Here is a 16,964-nt window from a genome sequence, read left to right as displayed (position 1 = left end):
CAGCCGTTCATGGCAGGAGTTCGCGCGGGTACACGACAGCGGTAACGCCTTCGATCTCCATGACGTCCACCAGCGCGCCCACCGGGATCACCTGGCTCTCATCGAGGGCACGAGCGGACCATTCCTCGCCGGATACCTTGATCAGGCCGCGGGTTGCGGTGACCTCCTGCATGACCTCGGCCCGCTTGCCGATCAGCGCATCGCTGCCCTCACGCGTGAGCGGCGCCTGTGTCATGTGACGCAGCGCGACAGGACGGATGACGACGAGGCCGGCTGCCGCTGCCACGACGAACGCCACGAGCTGGCCGAGAAGGCCGATACCCACTCCAGCGACAACAGCGGCAACCAGCGCAGCGCCCGCCAGCAGCCCGAAAACCAGCGTCAGGGTGAAGAACTCCCCGACACTCAGCGCCGCGGCGGCGAGCAGCCATACGAACCACGGCATCGAAATAGCCTCCCTCGGGGAATTTATTAACCAAAGGGGACTTACTTACCGATTTACCCACCGATGCCCAGGTGGATGCAGACTCTTCCCGACCGGTTCCGTGCAGCGGGGGAAGCTCACGTCTCGCGGCTGCCTACCACCAGAAACGTCACAGAACGTAATGACGGGGGGAGGTCGCCCGCAACGCCCACAGTGGACATCATGCGTACCGGCGAAACCCCAGGTCAGGAGCCTTCCCGCACCGGTCTGCAGATCGCGACGCACTCCACGTGGTGGGCCGTCCGCAGGCTGGGCCCCTCCGGGAGCTGGACATCCCGGTGGTGTGCGTGGAGTCCGACCCCGAGGCGCGGGGCCTGGCCCTCGCCCGCAGGCTGCGCGTACCCGTCGTCCTCGGCGACGTCACGGAGGAGGGAGTCCTGGAATCAGCGCGTGTCCACCGCGCGCACTCCCTGCTCGCCCTCACCAGCAGCGACACCACCAACCTGGAGACGGCCCTGTACGCCAGGTCGGTGAGGCCGGACCTCCGCGTCGTCATGCGCCTGTACGAGGACGACTTCGCCACGGCCGTGTACCGCACACTGCGCGCCGCCCACCCCGCGGCCCTGACCCGCAGCCGCAGCGTCACACACCTGGCGGCTCCGGCGTTCGCCGGGGCGATGATGGGCCGCCAGGTCCTCGGCGCCATACCCGTGGAGCGCCGGGTGCTGCTCTTCGCCGCCGTCGAGGTCGCAGGCCATCCGCAACTGGAGGGCCGGACCATCGCGGAGTCCTTCCGCCCCGGGGCCTGGCGGGTGGTCGCCCTGGACACGGCCGCTCCCGAGGACCGCCGGCCCGATCTGGCCTCCACCCCGGACGAATCCCCTGCGGCCACGGCCGGGCTCGTGTGGGACCTCCACCCCGGGTACGTCCTCAAGGCCCAGGACCGGGTCGTCCTCGCCGCCACTCGCCGGGGCTTGGCGGAACTGCTCGGCCGACACGGCACTCGTGCCCCGGGAGAGCGCACGTGAGAGGGGGATGCGGGTGCACCGAACCGTGCCTATGCCTCGATGCGCCGGGCCGGCTCATGCAGATGGAGCAGATGGGCTGGCGAGTCATCGGTCCTGCGCGACATCGGGGCTCCTGAGGCCGGGCCCCGGATCCATCCGGTGTTCGGTATGGTGCCCGGACATCCCGAGTCGTGACCCGACCTGCGGTCCTGTCCCCGCTCAGGGCATGGCAGGCCGACCCTCGGCCGGTGACAGGTGTGATGGGGCGGGGCGAGGGTCGAGCGACGAGCAGCGGACGGCGGACGAATGGTCCACCCGGTGCTCGGGCGGGACCGGCAGGCCATGGCCGACCTGGTCGACACCGTCCTCGGTCCCTTGGAGCAGGCCCGGGGTGGTGCCGGGCCGCTCATCGACACCCTCCACGCCTACTTCGACACCGGTTGCGTGGCCACCGACGCCGCCCGCCTGCTGTCCTTGAGCGTCCGCGCCTTCACCTACCGCCTGGAGCGCATCCACAAGCTCACAGGGGCCGACCCCGGTGACCCGCGCCACCGCTACACCCTGCAGACGGCCGTCATCGGTGCCCGGCTGCTGGACTGGCCGGAGGGGACTGCGGGGAAGCCCTCGGTGCCGTGACGGACAGCCGTGCGCAGTTCGTCTTCGTTCCATCGCGAGCCGTTGCGCAGCCCGAGCGGTGCGCCGATGGCCATGATCGGCGTGACGACGACGAGCGGTGGTGTTGATCTCCACGGGACTCAGCAGGAGCCTTCGGTGACGGCCGCGCTGACGTGGTGGCGTTCGAAGGCGGCGGGAAAGGGCTTGGCGTTGAGGGATTCAGCCGCTCGGTGGACGGCCCGACGCAGTTCGCCCTCACTCCAGTGCCAACTGCTGTGGAGCGAGTACAGAACGCCGATCGCGACCAGCGGCGCGATCACGAGGAGCGCACGGCCCACGGGATTGCGCGAGTTGTACACGTACTGGCGTGTCCGCCCGTGCCGAACGAAGACGGGCTCCCCGCTCACCGGACGCCCCTGACGCCGTCAGACGTGTTCAGCTGCATGACGTGTCCCTTCTCCGGAGTACCGTCCGGCCGGAGAGCCTTGCGTGGGTCAGTGGTGCCGCCGCGCGGCCGTCCACGCCCTGCGGACACGGTCGCCGATCTCGCCGACCACGATGATCAGGAGCGCGCCGAGGGCGCATCCTGACAAGGACGCGGATTGGCCCAGGAGGCGGCCGCCCAGCCAGAGCACGCCCGTCACCAGGCCCCACCAGGCAGCGGCCCAGGCCAGAACCCGCATTGCTCTCGGCGATGTCATGTACACGCACCTTCCTTTCTCGCAGCCGCCGCGCACACGATGGCGACCGGCACCACCGTCAGCAGCCAGAGCAGCGGATGCAGCCAGTACGGCCCGCCGAGCCAGACCAGCAGCCACAGGATCAGGAACGAGTCGGCGATCATTCCCAGAGCGGCCCAACCGGCTATCGCCAGGCTCCTCGACCGGCCATGCGGCCCCCGCCCGGGTCGGCGGAGCAGGTACCAGCCGACGAAGAAGCCCAACGCGCCGATGACCAGGGTGACGATGGTCAACGCCAGGGAGTGGAGCGGGCCATCGGACGTGAGGGGAACGGCCGCTTGGGCCATGTCGCTCGATCCGATGCCCGCGATGTCCCCGTGCGCCGCCGGTGCGCCCGACTCATCACCGGTCGGCAGCGTCGCCGCGTAGGTCCGCTCGTCGGGCACGTTCGGTATCTCCGCCGGCAGGGCCGTGATCATCACAGCGGTCAGGCCGAGCGAGGCCAGTCCGCCGAGACCGGCCAGGACGCCGGTGACGCGGTCCCGCCTTCGCGTTCGCAAGTCCCGGCGGGCCGGGAATCCTGTTTCAGGTCCGAACACGAGCCCCCTGTCGCGGAACAGCCTCCGCCTGGTTGGAGGCATCCCCGGCCGGCTCCGAGGCCGACACGGGTGCGCCGCTCGGGGCGGCGGTGTCGTCCTCGATGTGGAAGAGGCGGGCGACCGGCACGTCCGTGCTGCTGTGGGCGACGATCGAGAAGGCGATGCAGACCGCGATCAGGGTGTACGCGGTCTCGCCCTGAGGGATGCCGGCCTGGAGGACCAGCAGTCCGTAGACCACCGACGCGAAACCCTTGGGGCCGAACCACGCCGCGACCAGCTTCTCCCGCATCTCGAACTTGGTACCCAGCAGCGACACCAGCAGCGAGGCCGGCCGGATGAGGACGATCGCCAGCACGACAGCCGCGTAGCCGCCCCACGACAGGTCGCCGAACAGTGCCGGAGTGAGCAGGGCGCCGAAGACCAGCAGTGCGGCGAACTTGGCGAGCTCAGCCACCGCCTCGCCCAGCGGCTCGAAGGCCTCCTTGGCCTCCGGCGAGACCGTCGCCAGGACCGCGCCCGCGGAGAAGGCCGCCAGGTAGGGGTTGGCGTGGGTGAGGTGGCACAACCCGTAGAGGATGATGCCGGTGGCCAGCGGCAGCAGCGGCTGGAGCCGCGGCTCGGCGCCCAGGTTCCGTACCCGGACCAGGCCCGCCACCAGCAGCGGCAGCATCATGCCGAGCCCCAGTCCCAGCAGCAGCTCCAGCCCGATCATGCCGAGCGAGGCCTCCGCGTGGGCCGAGGCGGGGCCGGCGGCGGCGATGAGGACGAGCACCACGGGAAGGGCGAGGCCGTCGTTGATGCCGCTCTCGACGTTCAGCAGCTGCCGCAGTTTGGCAGGTACCTCCTTGCGGCCCACGATCGCCGAGGCGAACACCGGGTCCGTCGGTGCCAGCACCGCTCCCACCAGGAACGACGTGATCCAGTCCAGGCCCACCAGGTAGTGCGTGATCAGAGCCATGCCGACCAGGGCCAGGGGCATGCCCAAGCCCAGGGCCCGCGCGGGGTTCCTCCAGTTCCGGCGCAGCGCCGGGAACGAGACGTGCATACCGTCCGTGAACAGCACGGCGAACAGTGCGAGGTCCGCGGTGACCGCGACGATCTCGCTGTCCGGGGTGATGTGGATGAGCCCCAGGAAGCCGTCGCTGACCAGCGCGCCGCCGAGCAGGAAGAGCAGGGAGGTGGACAGGACGGTCCGGGCGGCGAGCCCGGACAGCAGGACCGCGACGAGCAGCACGACCCCGAACACAGCGACGAGCACCATGGAAAGCAAGCCCCCTATCGGCGAGAGAAGTGTCCCTTGACCGCCGACCAGGCTTCCCGGCACACCGCCACGGATTTTACGCACCCCTTACGCCGCCTTGACGGGTTCCTGACGGCAGTACTCCGCCCGCTGCATTGCCGGTCACCGGCATGAACGCGTCATGTGTGGCCCAGGTAAGGTGAGCGCCTCATTCCGGAACGCCACCGACGAACGGAAGTTCCATGATCCACGCGATGGCGCTGGGCATCACGACGCTCCTGCTGCTCCTGCCCGCGGTGGCGTTGTTGTCCGGCTGGACGCCTTCCCGTCTCCGCGGCCGTACCGGGCAGGCGCGCACTTTCGGCTGGTCGGCGCTGGGGCTGTACCTGTCGGCTCCGCTGAACGCCGTGCCCCGGCTGGTCGAGGCGCCGGCACCGGTGGTCCTGGCGTGCACGGCCGCGGGAGCGCTGTGCGCAGTCGGTGCGGCGGTCTGCTTCTTCCGGGCGGGCGGCATGGGGAGCGCCGGCTGATGCGGCTGCGCGCTCGGTGGAACCGCGCCACCCTCTACCGCTGGATCAGGGACGAACGGCGCCTCGGTCTCGTTCTCGTGGCGGTCGGTTTGCCGATCACCTGCCTGGGGGCGGCAATGTACGTCCTTGCCGGTCCGGGCTTCGCCGCCCTGGTGATTGGCCTGAGTCTCTTCTTCACAGGAGTGGCGATGGCCCTGGCCGGGCAGGACGGAGACCGGTAGGAGCCCGGCCGGGCCGCACTGGGGTATCACCCACGCGGGCACCGTGACGGCTTCGGAGAGCGGTGTGGCACTCGCGGGGTGGGGAACGTGAGCTCTTCCGACGACTGTTTTCGTGAGCTCAGGCGCAAGGAGGAGTGGGAGCGCAAGCGGGTGGGGTCTATGAGATCGCCTACCAGGGGATGGAAATGCCTCTTCTGCCACGGCCCGTCACGCGCGGCGTCAAGCACGTGCCCGACGGCGCGCCGGGATGCAGCATCGGGACCTGCCCTGCCGACAGGTGAACGGTCCCAGAAGTCTGCGCCGGTCACGAGAACCAGGCGTGCGTGGACAGTTCGGGAATGAGGCCGCGTGTGGTCCGGGCGATCAGCACCGCCGACGAGATGAGACCGACGCGGCTGAAGCCTTGAGGGAAGTTTCCGAGGAACGTCCCGCTGCCTGGAGCCAGTTGTTCCGGAAGGAGGCCGAGTTCGTTCGGGTACGCGCACAGTTGGTCGAAGCAGGAAGGCTCCTTCCGGTCCTCCCACTCCGTCCGGGGACTCCTCCGGCAGGTACCGGTAGAGGAGCCCGCCGCCGGCGTCCAGTCGTGCGGAGACGGCCTGGCACGTCGCGACCATCCTCGGTTGGCCGGCGGGAAGGACGCGACGCAGCGGCAGTGCGAGCACGGAGGCGTCGAGCCCTCCGCCGGGGGCCAGGTGTTCGGTGAGGGCCCGCTGCACCGGGTCCCAGGCGGCGTCCAGGATGTGCCGGGTGATGGCCTGGGCGTCCCGGATCCAGGCGCAGCAGTAGTCCCAGTTGCGGTCGCCGCCGATCCTCTCGGGCAGCGAGGAGGTCGCCGCGGCCACGATGGCGCCGTTGGCGAAGTGGTCGAGCAGCTCGAGGGTGATGGCGGACCGGTGGACGAGGCGCCGCTGGGGCACGTCCTGGACGAGTTGACCGGACCACCGCCCCCACTGCCGGACGGTGTCGGCGAGCGGGTCGTCGGCCGCCCCCCTCGCGGGTCGCTCCCCAGGCCGCCGCTGAAGCGCGATCCATATCCTCTCCCCTGCCCGGAGGGTCGCCTCCCCGGACCGTACGGGCAGGGGCCGGGAGCACCGGAGCAGGACCTCCAATCCCTGGTGAGGGCATCGGAGCCGCAGCTCGTCGGCCGATGCTGGCACGGCCGCACCACCCCGCGGTTCGAAGCGCAGAGAGACGTCCGGCCGGCCGTGCAGGACGCGCATGAGCCGGAGCAGGGTTCCCGTGCCGGCTGGTCTGTCCTCCTCCAGCACCGCGTCGGGCCGCAGAGGCATCCCGTCCGTGATCTCGACGGTCCCGTCGGCCGACCGGATCTCCGTGACCAGGACACCGGTGCCTGTCAGGTACCGCTGTCGGCTGTGCGTGGCTCCGGCGACCGTCAGCCGGTCATCGGCGGGCCGCGCTTCGCGTCGTGCGCCTGGCGTCGCGGCGGTCGGCGGGGGTGGTCACGCCCCGCTCGTGCTCAGGTACGACCTTGATCGCGGCCATGGCCACCAGGACGAGCACCACGACGGCTGCGATGATCCCGATCAGCTGTGTGTTCATGGCTCCTCCCCGGGGGAGGCCGATCGTCCCCTTGGCATCGCCCTCGGCGCCTACCCGGCCAGGACCGGGGTAGGCGCCGGGGGCCGGGCAGAGCGCGCGGCGTGGCCTCGGCCCGGCTCCGAGGCGTGCTCGCGGATCACAGCACGGCGCGGAGGAACGACCGGGTGCGATCGTGTTCCGGGGCGTCGAGGATCTGCTCCGGAGGGCCTGATTCCAGGACGCGGCCGTGGTCGAACATCAGCACCCGGTCGGAGACCTCGCGGGCGAAGCCCATCTCGTGCGTCACGCACAGCATGGTGATGTCCGTGCTCCGGGCGACGTCCCGCAGCACGTCCAGCACTCCCGCCGCGAGCTCCGGGTCGAGGGCCGACGTGACCTCGTCGAGCAGGAGCACCTCGGGACGCATGGCGAGGGCGCGGGCGATGGCCACCCGCTGCTGCTCGCCACCGGACAGCCGGGTCGGGTGGGCCTCCTGGTGGGCCTCAAGGCCGACCAGGTCGAGCAGCTCCCGGGCGTGCGCCTCCGCCTCCGCCCGATCGATGCCGCTTACGTGCACCGGGGCCTCCACCACGTTGTCCAGCACGCTCATGTGCGGAAACAGGTTGAACTGCTGGAACACCATGCCGACGCGCCGCCGGGCGGTACGCAGGTACCGGTCATCGGCCGGGACCAGTGTTCCGCCTGGTCCCTTGGGCATGTGGGAGTACGGACGCCCGGCCAGGTGGATACAGCCCTCGCTGACCCGCTCCAAGGTCATCAGCAGGCGCAGGATCGTGGTCTTCCCGGAACCGCTCGGCCCGATCAGCGTCACCCGCTCGCCGGGCGCGACGCGCAGATCGAGACCGTCCAGCACGGTGCGCGCGCCGAATCGCTTCACCACCTTCTCGAAGCGGATCATCTCCGGCCAGTGCGTCGCTTCGTCAGAGGGCAAGTCGTTTCTCCAGACGTCTCATCAGCAGGGAGGTGGGACAGCTCGCCAGCAGGAAGATCACCGCTGCTGTCGTGTACGCCTCCAGGTAGGCGAAGTGGGTGCTGCCGTACTCGTTCGCCCGGTGGACCATCTCGGGCACGGCGATCACGGCCAGGTAGGGGGTCTCCTTGAACATGGAGATGACGTAGTTGCCGAGCGAGGGCAGTACATTGCGCAGTGCCTGCGGCAGCACCACGGCCCACCACACCCGCCGGCGCGGCAGCGACAGCGCGACGCACGCCTCCCACTGCCCCTGGGACACGGCATCGATCCCGGCGCGGTACACCTGTGCCGTGTACGTCGCGTAGTGGATCCCCAGCACGGCGATCCCGAGCACGAGGGCGTCGACACCGGGGACCAGCACCCAAGCAGTGAACAACTGGACCAGCAAGGGGGTCGAGCGGATGAACTCCGTCACGGCCCGCAGCGGCAGGGTGAGCCACCGTGCCCGCGACCGCAGCAGTACGGCGATCAGCAGGCCGAGGACCGTGGCGAGCACGGAGCCGGCCGCGGTGGCTGCCAGCGTCAGCCCGAACCCCGCGAGGACGGCGGGTAGGCCCTCCCAGAAGGCCCCCCATGACCACATCACACGCCACCTCCGCCGGGTCGCCGGCCGAGCCGGGTGGCCGCGGCCGATTCCAGGACCTTCATGCCGGAGGACAGCAGCGCCGCGAGCGCGAAGTACATCAGCAGCAGCGTGAGGTACGCGGTGCCCGTCTCGCCGGTCGCGGACCGGAGCTGGTCCAGCTGGAACGTCAGATCGGAGATGGTGATCAGGGACAGCAGCGGGGTGGCTTTCAGCAGCTGGACCAGGAGGTTCCCGAAGGGCGGGATCATCAGGACCACGGCCTGCGGCAGGATCACCCGCCGCAGACGCAGCACCGGCCCCATTCCCAACGCGACCGCGGCCTCCCCCTGGGAACGGGGCACCGCCGCCAGCGATCCCCGCACGACCTCCGCACCGTACGCGCCGTAGTTCAGGCCGAAGGCGAGCACTCCGCAGGCCAGCGGCTCCAGGCGGAAGCCCAGGACGGGCAGGGCGAAGAACAGCCAGAAGAGCTGGACGTACAGCGACGTGCCGCGGAGGAACTCCACGATCAGCCGGGCCGGAGCACGCACCGCGCGCCGCGGCGAGTACGACGGCAGCCCGAGCGCGAACGCCACCACCAGTGCCGCCGCCGCGCCCAGCAGGGTCGCGAGGACCGTGACCCGGAGGCCCTCCCCGACCCGGGGAGCCGCCCGGACGAACTCCTCGAAGAACTCGTTCATGTGTGATCCCGGTTCGTCGGCGGTCGCCCGTCAGGCCCGGCAGAGGTCGGCCGTGCGCAGTGACGACGGCGGCACCTCGCGTTCGGTGAACCCGTACCTGCCGATCAGCCGCACGTACCGGGCCGGATCACCGGTGATGCCCGACAGTTCCCGGTTGAAGGCGTCCCGCAGGGCCCCGGCCCCTGGCCGGAAGACGGCCCCGCCCGGGCTGTACTGGGGTTTCCCGTCGAGTTCGGGTACGAACGGCTCCAGGACCTCGACGTCCGCCCCCTCGTTGACCTTGGCGAGCCAGCGCAGCGAGATCCCGGTCAGAGCGAAGGCGTCGATCCGACCGGCGACGAGGGCGTCGAGGCCGTCCTGCTGCTTGGCCAGTGCCTTCACCGCCGACGGGGCGACGCCCGAGGCCTTCGCGTACGAGGCTTCGACCGCCGCGGTGAGCACGCCCACCGTCACGCCCCGCTCGGCGCAGGACGCCAGGTCGGCCAGCCCGAGAGGGTTGCCCTTGCGCACCATGAGCGCGGTGGGGGAGACGAACTCCGGATCGGAGAAGAGCACCTTGGCGCAGCGCTCCGGCGTGATGGCCATGCCGGCGCTGACCACGTCGAAGCGGTCGGCGAGCAGCCCGGGGATCAGCGCGCCGAAGTCGGTGAGGGCGGGCCGCAGTTCAGGCACCCCCAGAGCGGTGAAGATCTCCCGGTGCAGGGTGGGGGCCTCCCCGGCCAGGGTGCCGCCGTCCTGGAAGCCGAACGGTGCCTCGCCGGCGAACCCGACGCGGACGAAGCCCTGCTCGCGCAGCCTGTCCAGCAGCGTGGCGTCGCCCTTCGGGGCGCCGGTGCCGGGCTGGGTCCTGCTGCACGCGCTCGTCACGGGCGGTATCAGCACGGCGCCGGCCAGAAGGGCCGTACGGGAGAGGAACCCTCTGCGGGTGGGGTCGACGGGCCGGGGCATCCGGCGTTCCTTTCTCCGGGTGAGGATGGTCGCGGGCCCGGGCCGCGGCGAACGTGCCGACGGCCCGGACCGGAGTGCGCCTGGGACTGCGGCGCGGATCAGCCGACGGGGGTGAAGTCCCGCGAGGCGATGTACGACGGCCGTCGCACGGGGGCGGCGAACGGCTCGGCGGGAAGGTTGTCCACACTGTTGAACACCAGGAAGACGTTGCTGCGCGGATACGGGGTGATGTTGTCGCCGGAGCCGTGCATCGCGTTGCAGTCGAACCAGGTGGCGGACCCGGCCTCACCGGTGAACAGCTGGATGCCGCAGGCAGAGGCGAACTTGGACAGCGCCTCGTCCGAGGGCGTGCCGGCCACCTGCATCTGGAGTGACTCCCGGTAGTTGTCCTTCGGGGTCGCGCCGGCGCAGCCGAGGAAGGTCCGGTGCGACCCCGGCATGATCATGAGCCCGCCGTTGGTGGCGTAGTTCGGGGTGAGCGCGATGGACACCGAGACGGTCCGCATGTGCGGCAGCCCGTCCTCGGCGTGCCAGGTCTCGAAGTCCGAGTGCCAGTAGAAGCCGCTCGCGCCGAAGCCGGGCTTGACGTTGATGCGGGACTGGTGCACGTACACGTCGGAACCGAGGATCTGCCGGGCCCGGTCGGCGATCCGAGGGTCTGCGGCCAGCCCGGCGAACACCTCGCTGATCCGATGCACCTCGAACACCGAGCGGACGTCGCCGGACGTGGGCTCCACGATGGACCGGTCGTCGGCGCGCACGGCAGGGTCCGCGAGCAGCCGGTCCATCTCGGTGCGGTACGTCAGCACCTCGGCGGGGGTGATGAGCTGTTCGACGGCCAGGAAGCCGTCGCGATCGAAACCCTCCAGTTCCCGTGCCCAGAACGGCCCCTGGGTACCGGGCTCGGACCATACAACGGGGTCCTTGCGTCCGATGAGGGCCTCCTCGGGGCCCCGGGTGGGGTAGAGGTCGGCGGCGGGGCGGGCGGAAGCGGTGCTCATGGTACTGCTTTCCTCTCCTCTCGGCGTCGGCCGAGTCGGGTCTGGTCGCTCAGGTCGGTCAGGTGGGGTCGGGCTCGGTGAGAAGCGGGTACACGCCGTTCTCGTCGTGGTCCTCGCGCCCGGTGACCGGAGGGTTGAACACGCACAGGCAGCGGAACTCCCGCTGCACGCGCAGCGTGTGGCGCTCGTGGCCGTCGAGCAGGTACATGGTCCCGGGGGTGATCGAGTGGCGCTCGCCGGTTTCCTCGTCGGTGAGTTCGGCCTCGCCGTCCAGACAGACCACGGCCTCGACGTGGTTCGCGTACCACATGGAGGTCTCGGTGCCGGCGTAGAGCACGGTCTCGTGGAGGGAGAATCCGACGCGCTCCCCGGCCAGGATGATGCGCTTGCTCTCCCAGGTCCCGGAGGCGGATTTCACGTGGCGGTCGGTGCCCTCGATGTCCCGGAACGATCGGACGATCACGGTGTGGCGCCTTTCATGGGTGGATGGTCGCGGGCGGGCGGTCAGACGGTCTCGCGCACGGCGCGGGCGAGGATGGCCAGACCCTCGTCGAGTTCGTCCTCCGACACGGTGAGAGGCGGGAGCAGCTTGACCACCTCGTCCTGGGGACCGGAGGTCTCGACCAGCAGGCCGTATTCGAACGCGGCGCGGCACACGGCCGCGGCCCGCTCCTTGTGGGTGAACTCCAGGCCCCAGACCAGACCGCGCCCGCGGTACGTGGCGCCCAGCCGTCCGTGCTCGGCGCACAGCTCGCGCAGGGCACGCTCCACCCGCCCGCCGTGGATCAGGGTGCGTTCGCGCAGGACGCCGTCACGCCAGTAGGTCTCCAGCGCGGCCGTCGCTGTCACGAAGGCGGGGTTGTTGCCGCGGAAGGTGCCGTTGTGCTCGCCGGGCTCCCACAGGTCGAGTTCGGGCTTGAACAGGCACAGCGCCATGGGAAGTCCGTAGCCGCTGATGGACTTGGACAGGGTGACGATGTCGGGGGTGATCCCGGCCTCCTCGAAGGAGAAGAAGCCCCCGGTCCTGCCGCAGCCCATCTGCACGTCGTCGACGATCAGCAGCATGTCGCGTCGGCGACAGAGCTCGGCGAGACCGCGAAGCCATTCGGCCCGGGCCACGTTGACCCCGCCCTCCCCCTGCACCGTCTCGACGATCACGGCGGCGGGGTGATTGAGCCCGGATCCCTGGTCCTCCAGCAGCCGCTCGAACCAGAGGAAGTCCGGAGTCCGCCCGCCCAGGTAGTTGTCGAACGGCATCGGTGTGGTGTGGACGAGCGGGACGCCGGCGCCGGCGCGTTTGAAGGCGTTGCCGGTCACGGCGAGCGAACCGAGGGACATGCCGTGGAAGGCGTTGGTGAAGGAGACGACGGCCTCCCGGCCCTTGGCCTTGCGTGCGAGCTTCAGCGCGGCCTCGACCGCGTTGGTGCCGGTCGGGCCGGGGAACATCACCTTGTACGGGAGGCCGCGGGGTTCGAGGACCGTGGCGCGGAAGGTCTCCAGGAAGGCGCGCTTCGCCGTGGTCGACATGTCCAGGGCGTGCGTGATCCCGTCACGCTCGATGTAGTCGAGCAGCGCACGCTTGAGGACGGGATTGTTGTGGCCGTAGTTGAGCGAACCCGCTCCGGCGAAGAAGTCGAGGTAGGAGCGGCCGTGCTCGTCGTGGAGCCGGCTCCCCTCCGCGCGATCGAAGACGACCGGCCAGGCGCGGCAGTAGCTGCGTACCTCCGACTCCACGGTGTCGAAGACGGTCCGGCCCGGTGCTGTCGTGGTCAAGGTCTTTCTCTCCAGTAGGTGATCGGATCCGGCGGCACGGTGTACGTCCGCCGAGTTGGTGCGGGGGTGGGGAGGGCCTTCTCAGAAGGACAGGGGTGCGATGCGGTGCAGCACCTCGGCCTCGTGCCCGGTGCCGGGGAAGTGGTCCGCGGCGAAGAGCACCTCGCGCGTGACGACGGCGCCGTGGCGCTCCGCATAGGAGGCGAACAGCCGCTCGGAGGCCGTGTTCCCGGGGGTGATGGTGGTCTCCAGACCGTCGATGCCGTGCTCGGCGGCGACCCTGGCGGACAGCGCGTCGAGCATCGCGCCGGCGATACCCAAGCCCCGGACGGACTCGTCGACGGCGATCTGCCAGATCAGCAGGGTGGCCGGGGCATCGGGGCGCACGTAGCCGCTGACGAACCCGACGGGGCGCCCGGACCGGTCACGGGCGATGGCCGACGTGCCGGCGAAGTCACGGCACCAGAGCAGGTAGCTGTAGACGGAGTTGACGTCCAGGCTCTTCGCCTCGGAGGCCAGCCGCCACAGGGCGGGGCCGTCCCCGGGGGCGGGGCGGTCGATGCGGAGTCCGGACGGGGGGTGGCTCGGAGTTCGGAAGGGGGCCGGTTCTGCGTGAGCAGTGGTCATGCGGGCCGAAGTTACCCAGGAGCGGACGAAATCACATGCTGTGACGGGGTTCCGATGAGGGGTGATGTTTGGTACGGGATGGATCCCGTGGCGGAAAGGAAGTCGTTGGATCGACGGCATGTTGGCCGGATATATCCAGACTTACCGCCCCACCCTGGCGATTCATAACGACGGCGTAACGTCTTTGCCCTGTGCTAAATTTGCGACTTGAAAGTTATGGCATCGTCGGCGGTCCACATGTTTCCCGTGTTCCAGGCTGGATAACGGGGCGCGGTCGCCGGTCGGGTGGATCGTCTGCGGGCCGAGGCGGCACGGTACAAAGGGGGTATGACCGATCACCCGCGTACCGCGGAGAGGAAACCCGGCACGGACGACGTGGACGAGGTGACCCGAGCCGTCCTGACCGCTTCCCGCCTGCTGGTGGCGATCTCGGCGCGCTCCCTCGCGGCGGCCGAGGACAAGGTCACGCTGGCGCAGTTCCGGATGCTCGTGGTCCTGGCGGCGAGGGGATCGGCCAAGCTCGTCGTGCTGGCCGAACTGCTCGGGGTCAACCCTTCGACAGCCATGCGCATGGTGGACCGCCTCATCGCGGCAGGGCTGGCCGACAGGCAGCCCAACGCCGAGAACCGTCGCGAGACGGTGCTCAGGGCGACGAGCGCCGGCCGCCGTCTGGTCGAGGAGGTGACCTCCCGGCGCCGGTCCGAGATCGCCGCTGTCGTGGCACGGCTCGAGCCCGAGGAGCGCGACACACTGGTCCGTGCCCTCGACGCGTTCAACGCGGCGGGCGGTGAACCGCCGGTCGCCGACCCGGGCGGCCCCCTGTATCCGCTCGGCTGGACGGAACCGTCACCCCCTGGATGAGACGTCGCGCCCAACACCTCCGCCGCCCATGCAAGCTGCGGACGGGCTCAGGAGGAGCCGTGGCGGGGTGTGCCGACCTCGTCGCGGCACCGCAGGAGCAGCATCGCCGCGTCGTCGTGCAACGGGCCGCCGACGTACTCGATGACATCCGTCTGGAGTGCGTCGAGGGCACGCTGGGGATCGGGGTCCTGGAGCAGATGCGTTCGCTCCGCCAGAGGGTAGAACTCCCCGGCCTCGCCCCGGGCTTCCGACACCCCGTCGGTGTAGAGGAGGAGCTGGCATCCCGGCTCGAACGGGACGGCGTACGGTTCCGGAGCATCAGTGGCGTCCCACACCAGGCCCAGTGGCGGGGTGCGGCGTCGCGGGCCGGGGAAGCCGACGCGACCGTCCCGCCCCACTACCAGGGCCGCGGGATGGCCGTAGCTGAGGAAGACGACCCCGCCCGACTCGGTGATCTCCGCCAGGAGGGCCGTCACGAACTTCTCGCCCCCCGGTTCGCCGTTCAGCTGACGCTGAACCGCGCGGTCGACCCGGGCGCCGACGCCGGCCAGCCCCGGCTCGTCATGGGCGGCCTCGCGGAAGGCGCCGAGCACGGAGGCCGCGGTCTCGACGGCTTCCAGGCCCTTCCCTTGAACATCGCCGATGATCACCCTCACGCCGCCCGGTACGGCGACCACCTCGTAGAGGTCTCCGCCGATCCGCGCGGCCGCCTCCGCGGAGGTGTAGGAGACTGCCGCGCGTAGGTGGCCGGCGCGGCGTGGCACGGGCCGGAGCAGGACCCGCTGCGCCGCTTCGGCGATGGAACGGACGCTGGCGAGCTCCTTCTCCTGGCGCTCGCGGCTGACGGCGGCGGCGATCCCCGCCGCCGTGACCCCAGCGACGGCGAGGAGCGCCGTGTAGCCGCGACGCGTTCCGAACAGACCGTCGTAGAGGCCCAGCGCGCAGCAGAGGGCGAGCGCCAACGCGCCGATCGCCGCCGTCCGGCGCCAGCCACCGGTCAAGCCGGCAAAGGCTGGCCCCAGCGAAACGAGGGGCAGGAGGCCCACTCCCGGGCCCGCAGCCACGTCCGCCACGGCCACAACGGTCATCACGACGTACGGCAGGGCGACCAGGGCCGGCCTCTCCGAGGTCGAGGGGGAGGGAGTGAAGCCCATGTCGTACTCCTGTTTCCCGTGTCCCACGTTCTGTCGGACGATCGCTCTCGGTCACCGTGACTGGTTTAGACTATGCAAAGGTTCAGGTGTCGAAAGACCAGGCGCCGCGATTGTTACCTACCCGCCGGGGGAGGGCCGTGCGCGCGGAATCCGGAGGCAGGCGATGCAGGGGAAGTCTCTCGTCCCCCCTGGTCCGACGGGCTGGCGTCGGATGCTCGCGCGACTGCCCCTCGTCGTGTACCGGCTGGGGCTCGGGCCGGTCCTCGGGCAGCGGTTCCTGGTGCTCCATCACAGGGGACGCGTGTCCGGTCGGCCCCGTACCGTCTGCCTCGAAGTGGTCGCCCATGACCCCGTCCGCGGAACCTGGACCGTGGCCTCAGGCTTCGGCGACCGCGCGCAGTGGTACCGGAACCTGCGGCACATTCCCCAGGTCACCATCCAGGTGGGCCGCCGGCGCTACCCGGTGACCGCGTATTTCATGTCGCCGAAGGAATCCGGGGAGGCCATGGTGCAGTACGCGGTCCGCCATCCGCGCGCCGCGCGAATCCTGTCCCGGCTGCTGTCGTGTGACCTGGGGAAGGGGGCACCGGACGATCTCCGCCGGATGGGCCGTCGGATTCCCTTCGTGCGCTTGGACGAAGTGCCGCCTCGTCACTGGGAGTGACAGATGGCCCCGGCGGGCCGACGGCTTCGCCACGGGCTGTCCGGTCGCGCGATGGCACACTTCGGGAGCCGGGTAGCCGCTCCAAGGGGGAGTGCGTACATCCGGAGAGGGGCTGTCATGAGGGACCCCGGGCTCTCCCGCCGTGAGCAGAGGATCCTCGACGGCATCGAGCAGCAGCTCCGGGGGGACGAGAGCCTCGACCGCGAGCTCCGCACCATGCGGGCCCACCGTGGCGGACGATCGCGAGGTATGAGGACGACCCTTGCGGCGCCCGCTACGCCCGGAGTTTCGATACGGCGTAGGTGACGAGCACGGAGGCGAGCAGGGCCCAGACGAGCCCCTCGGCCCCGGCCCGCAGCCAGCCGAGCAGCCCCAACAGGCAGGCCGCCGCCGCACCGGTGGCCAGCGCACGGGTATCCCGCAGGAACGCCCATTCCACGCTCGCGGTGCCCGGGTGCCGGAGTTCCGTCACAGCCGTCCTGATGATCCAGGCTGCGACGATGACCGCCGCGGTGAGCAGGGCCGGGCCCATGGTTGCTCCGATCAGCGTTCTGCGGCGGTGGCTTCGCGCTGGTAGATGTCGGGGATGCCGTCGGCGTCGGCGTCGGCGTTCTCTTCCTCGTAGAGGTGCTTGTACACCTTGTTGCGGCGGCGCAGGAGGAGGGCGGCGAGGGCGGCGGCGGTGGCGGAGGCGATGAGGACGGCGGCCTTGATCTGTTCGGTCATGGCCTGGCCGGGGAAGGCGAGTTCGCCGATGAGGAGGGCGACGGTGAAGCCGATGCCGGCGAGGACGGAGAGCCCGAACACGTCGGCCCATTCCA

At 70.4% G+C, this 16,964-nt stretch carries 23 protein-coding genes and 1 pseudogene; 6 read left to right on the top strand and 18 right to left on the bottom strand.

Translation table 11 applies throughout. The features are described 5' to 3' along the window. Positions 1 to 7: 7 nt before the first annotated feature. Entirely contained in the window at positions 8 to 445 is a 438-nt protein-coding gene (locus tag ACIPXB_RS28910; protein WP_401454460.1) for an NfeD family protein, read from the bottom strand. 269 nt (positions 446 to 714) lie between these two features. Here ACIPXB_RS28910 and ACIPXB_RS28905 point away from each other — a divergent pair, with 269 nt between their 5' ends. Both ACIPXB_RS28905 and ACIPXB_RS28900 read left to right on the top strand, forming a co-directional pair. Further along, positions 715 to 1,452: a potassium channel family protein gene (locus ACIPXB_RS28905; protein WP_401454459.1), complete on the top strand. Its 738-nt coding sequence runs from the start codon at positions 715 to 717 to the stop codon at positions 1,450 to 1,452. 285 nt (positions 1,453 to 1,737) lie between these two features. Continuing rightward, positions 1,738 to 2,067: pseudogene (locus ACIPXB_RS28900) on the top strand (PucR family transcriptional regulator); the annotation flags it as partial. A 119-nt stretch (positions 2,068 to 2,186) separates the two neighbouring features. On the opposite strand, the gene ACIPXB_RS28895 reads toward ACIPXB_RS28900, so the two are convergent. The 4 genes from ACIPXB_RS28895 to ACIPXB_RS28880 form a co-directional block, all read right to left on the bottom strand. Further along, positions 2,187 to 2,453, bottom strand: a complete 267-nt coding sequence (locus tag ACIPXB_RS28895; protein ID WP_401454457.1) for a hypothetical protein — start codon at positions 2,451 to 2,453, stop codon at positions 2,187 to 2,189. An 87-nt stretch (positions 2,454 to 2,540) separates the two neighbouring features. After that, positions 2,541 to 2,747: a hypothetical protein gene (locus tag ACIPXB_RS28890; protein WP_401454456.1), complete on the bottom strand. Its 207-nt coding sequence runs from the start codon at positions 2,745 to 2,747 to the stop codon at positions 2,541 to 2,543. Beyond that, on the bottom strand, positions 2,744 to 3,205 hold the full coding sequence (locus ACIPXB_RS28885; protein WP_401454455.1) for a hypothetical protein: 462 nt from the start codon (positions 3,203 to 3,205) through the stop codon (positions 2,744 to 2,746). The genes ACIPXB_RS28890 and ACIPXB_RS28885 overlap by 4 nt, the downstream gene beginning before the upstream one ends. 106 nt (positions 3,206 to 3,311) lie before the next feature. Further along, positions 3,312 to 4,586, bottom strand: coding sequence for a cation:proton antiporter (locus tag ACIPXB_RS28880; protein ID WP_401454454.1), 1,275 nt, complete (start codon positions 4,584 to 4,586; stop codon positions 3,312 to 3,314). 221 nt (positions 4,587 to 4,807) lie between these two features. On the opposite strand from ACIPXB_RS28880, the gene ACIPXB_RS28875 reads away from it, so the two are divergent. Next, on the top strand, positions 4,808 to 5,095 hold the full coding sequence (locus tag ACIPXB_RS28875; protein WP_401454453.1) for a hypothetical protein: 288 nt from the start codon (positions 4,808 to 4,810) through the stop codon (positions 5,093 to 5,095). Beyond that, complete coding sequence (locus ACIPXB_RS28870; RefSeq protein WP_401454451.1) at positions 5,095 to 5,316, top strand: hypothetical protein; 222 nt, start codon at positions 5,095 to 5,097, stop codon at positions 5,314 to 5,316. Before ACIPXB_RS28875 ends, ACIPXB_RS28870 begins: the two co-directional genes overlap by 1 nt. 26 nt (positions 5,317 to 5,342) lie before the next feature. Here the strand turns inward: ACIPXB_RS28870 and ACIPXB_RS28865 are convergent, their stop codons facing one another. The 10 genes from ACIPXB_RS28865 to ectA form a co-directional block, all read right to left on the bottom strand. Then, positions 5,343 to 6,536: a glycoside hydrolase family 15 protein gene (locus tag ACIPXB_RS28865; protein ID WP_401454450.1), complete on the bottom strand. Its 1,194-nt coding sequence runs from the start codon at positions 6,534 to 6,536 to the stop codon at positions 5,343 to 5,345. 181 nt (positions 6,537 to 6,717) lie between these two features. Then, positions 6,718 to 6,876, bottom strand: a complete 159-nt coding sequence (locus ACIPXB_RS28860) for a hypothetical protein (protein WP_401454448.1) — start codon at positions 6,874 to 6,876, stop codon at positions 6,718 to 6,720. A 136-nt stretch (positions 6,877 to 7,012) separates the two neighbouring features. Continuing rightward, complete coding sequence (gene ehuA, locus ACIPXB_RS28855) at positions 7,013 to 7,774, bottom strand: ectoine/hydroxyectoine ABC transporter ATP-binding protein EhuA (protein ID WP_401454609.1); 762 nt, start codon at positions 7,772 to 7,774, stop codon at positions 7,013 to 7,015. Positions 7,775 to 7,796: 22 nt separating this feature from the next. Beyond that, entirely contained in the window at positions 7,797 to 8,432 is a 636-nt protein-coding gene (gene ehuD / locus ACIPXB_RS28850) for an ectoine/hydroxyectoine ABC transporter permease subunit EhuD (protein WP_401454447.1), read from the bottom strand. After that, entirely contained in the window at positions 8,432 to 9,115 is a 684-nt protein-coding gene (gene ehuC / locus ACIPXB_RS28845) for an ectoine/hydroxyectoine ABC transporter permease subunit EhuC (RefSeq protein ID WP_401454445.1), read from the bottom strand. Before ehuC ends, ehuD begins: the two co-directional genes overlap by 1 nt. Positions 9,116 to 9,145: 30 nt before the next feature. Continuing rightward, entirely contained in the window at positions 9,146 to 10,063 is a 918-nt protein-coding gene (gene ehuB / locus ACIPXB_RS28840; RefSeq protein WP_401454443.1) for an ectoine/hydroxyectoine ABC transporter substrate-binding protein EhuB, read from the bottom strand. A 98-nt stretch (positions 10,064 to 10,161) separates the two neighbouring features. After that, positions 10,162 to 11,064 carry an ectoine hydroxylase gene (gene thpD, locus ACIPXB_RS28835; RefSeq protein ID WP_401454441.1) on the bottom strand — a complete coding sequence of 301 codons (903 nt, stop codon included), beginning with the start codon at positions 11,062 to 11,064 and terminating at the stop codon, positions 10,162 to 10,164. Between the two features lie 58 nt (positions 11,065 to 11,122). Then, on the bottom strand, positions 11,123 to 11,527 hold the full coding sequence (locus ACIPXB_RS28830) for an ectoine synthase (RefSeq protein WP_401454439.1): 405 nt from the start codon (positions 11,525 to 11,527) through the stop codon (positions 11,123 to 11,125). A 41-nt stretch (positions 11,528 to 11,568) separates the two neighbouring features. Further along, positions 11,569 to 12,837, bottom strand: a complete 1,269-nt coding sequence (gene ectB, locus ACIPXB_RS28825; RefSeq protein WP_401454437.1) for a diaminobutyrate--2-oxoglutarate transaminase — start codon at positions 12,835 to 12,837, stop codon at positions 11,569 to 11,571. A gap of 81 nt (positions 12,838 to 12,918) precedes the next feature. Next, the gene (gene ectA, locus ACIPXB_RS28820) at positions 12,919 to 13,464 is read right to left on the bottom strand and encodes a diaminobutyrate acetyltransferase (protein WP_401454435.1); all 546 of its coding nucleotides are present in this window, start codon (positions 13,462 to 13,464) and stop codon (positions 12,919 to 12,921) included. A 327-nt stretch (positions 13,465 to 13,791) separates the two neighbouring features. Between ectA and ACIPXB_RS28815 the strand changes: the two genes are divergently transcribed. Then, positions 13,792 to 14,325 (top strand): MarR family winged helix-turn-helix transcriptional regulator, encoded by a 534-nt coding sequence (locus tag ACIPXB_RS28815; protein ID WP_401454434.1) that lies wholly within the window; start codon positions 13,792 to 13,794, stop codon positions 14,323 to 14,325. A 47-nt stretch (positions 14,326 to 14,372) separates the two neighbouring features. Here ACIPXB_RS28815 and ACIPXB_RS28810 read toward each other — a convergent pair whose 3' ends face one another. Next, positions 14,373 to 15,479 (bottom strand): PP2C family protein-serine/threonine phosphatase, encoded by a 1,107-nt coding sequence (locus ACIPXB_RS28810; RefSeq protein WP_401454433.1) that lies wholly within the window; start codon positions 15,477 to 15,479, stop codon positions 14,373 to 14,375. 211 nt (positions 15,480 to 15,690) lie between these two features. Between ACIPXB_RS28810 and ACIPXB_RS28805 the strand changes: the two genes are divergently transcribed. Next, positions 15,691 to 16,143, top strand: a complete 453-nt coding sequence (locus ACIPXB_RS28805) for a nitroreductase family deazaflavin-dependent oxidoreductase (RefSeq protein ID WP_401454431.1) — start codon at positions 15,691 to 15,693, stop codon at positions 16,141 to 16,143. A 274-nt stretch (positions 16,144 to 16,417) separates the two neighbouring features. Here ACIPXB_RS28805 and ACIPXB_RS28800 read toward each other — a convergent pair whose 3' ends face one another. Beyond that, positions 16,418 to 16,675 carry a hypothetical protein gene (locus ACIPXB_RS28800; protein WP_401454430.1) on the bottom strand — a complete coding sequence of 86 codons (258 nt, stop codon included), beginning with the start codon at positions 16,673 to 16,675 and terminating at the stop codon, positions 16,418 to 16,420. A gap of 11 nt (positions 16,676 to 16,686) precedes the next feature. Beyond that, positions 16,687 to 16,964: Na+/H+ antiporter NhaA (locus ACIPXB_RS28795; RefSeq protein ID WP_401454429.1), on the bottom strand; the 278-nt coding region annotated here is incomplete at its 5' end.

Origin of the sequence: Streptomyces sp. NPDC090022 (assembly GCF_044748145.1) — a bacterium.
Taxonomy (GTDB): domain Bacteria; phylum Actinomycetota; class Actinomycetes; order Streptomycetales; family Streptomycetaceae; genus Streptomyces.
This window is presented reverse-complemented; position numbering and strand designations above follow the sequence as displayed.

Excerpts from the sequence above, each read along its gene's own strand:
- ACIPXB_RS28800 (WP_401454430.1), bottom strand. The coding sequence starts at position 16,675 with ATGGGCCCGGCCCTGCTCACCGCGGCGGTCATCGTCGCAGCCTGGATC.
- ACIPXB_RS28880 (WP_401454454.1), bottom strand. The coding sequence starts at position 4,586 with ATGGTGCTCGTCGCTGTGTTCGGGGTCGTGCTGCTCGTCGCGGTCCTG.
- thpD (WP_401454441.1), bottom strand. The coding sequence starts at position 11,064 with ATGAGCACCGCTTCCGCCCGCCCCGCCGCCGACCTCTACCCCACCCGG.
- ectA (WP_401454435.1), bottom strand. The coding sequence starts at position 13,464 with ATGACCACTGCTCACGCAGAACCGGCCCCCTTCCGAACTCCGAGCCAC.
- ehuC (WP_401454445.1), bottom strand. The coding sequence starts at position 9,115 with ATGAACGAGTTCTTCGAGGAGTTCGTCCGGGCGGCTCCCCGGGTCGGG.
- ACIPXB_RS28810 (WP_401454433.1), bottom strand. The coding sequence starts at position 15,479 with ATGGGCTTCACTCCCTCCCCCTCGACCTCGGAGAGGCCGGCCCTGGTC.
- ehuB (WP_401454443.1), bottom strand. The coding sequence starts at position 10,063 with ATGCCCCGGCCCGTCGACCCCACCCGCAGAGGGTTCCTCTCCCGTACG.
- ACIPXB_RS28865 (WP_401454450.1), bottom strand. The coding sequence starts at position 6,536 with ATGCGCGTCCTGCACGGCCGGCCGGACGTCTCTCTGCGCTTCGAACCG.
- ehuA (WP_401454609.1), bottom strand. The coding sequence starts at position 7,774 with ATGATCCGCTTCGAGAAGGTGGTGAAGCGATTCGGCGCGCGCACCGTG.
- ACIPXB_RS28885 (WP_401454455.1), bottom strand. The coding sequence starts at position 3,205 with ATGATCACGGCCCTGCCGGCGGAGATACCGAACGTGCCCGACGAGCGG.
- ACIPXB_RS28815 (WP_401454434.1), top strand. The coding sequence starts at position 13,792 with ATGACCGATCACCCGCGTACCGCGGAGAGGAAACCCGGCACGGACGAC.
- ACIPXB_RS28805 (WP_401454431.1), top strand. The coding sequence starts at position 15,691 with ATGCTCGCGCGACTGCCCCTCGTCGTGTACCGGCTGGGGCTCGGGCCG.
- ACIPXB_RS28860 (WP_401454448.1), bottom strand. The coding sequence starts at position 6,876 with ATGAACACACAGCTGATCGGGATCATCGCAGCCGTCGTGGTGCTCGTC.
- ACIPXB_RS28890 (WP_401454456.1), bottom strand. The coding sequence starts at position 2,747 with ATGACATCGCCGAGAGCAATGCGGGTTCTGGCCTGGGCCGCTGCCTGG.
- ehuD (WP_401454447.1), bottom strand. The coding sequence starts at position 8,432 with ATGTGGTCATGGGGGGCCTTCTGGGAGGGCCTACCCGCCGTCCTCGCG.
- ACIPXB_RS28875 (WP_401454453.1), top strand. The coding sequence starts at position 4,808 with ATGATCCACGCGATGGCGCTGGGCATCACGACGCTCCTGCTGCTCCTG.
- ACIPXB_RS28870 (WP_401454451.1), top strand. The coding sequence starts at position 5,095 with ATGCGGCTGCGCGCTCGGTGGAACCGCGCCACCCTCTACCGCTGGATC.
- ACIPXB_RS28910 (WP_401454460.1), bottom strand. The coding sequence starts at position 445 with ATGCCGTGGTTCGTATGGCTGCTCGCCGCCGCGGCGCTGAGTGTCGGG.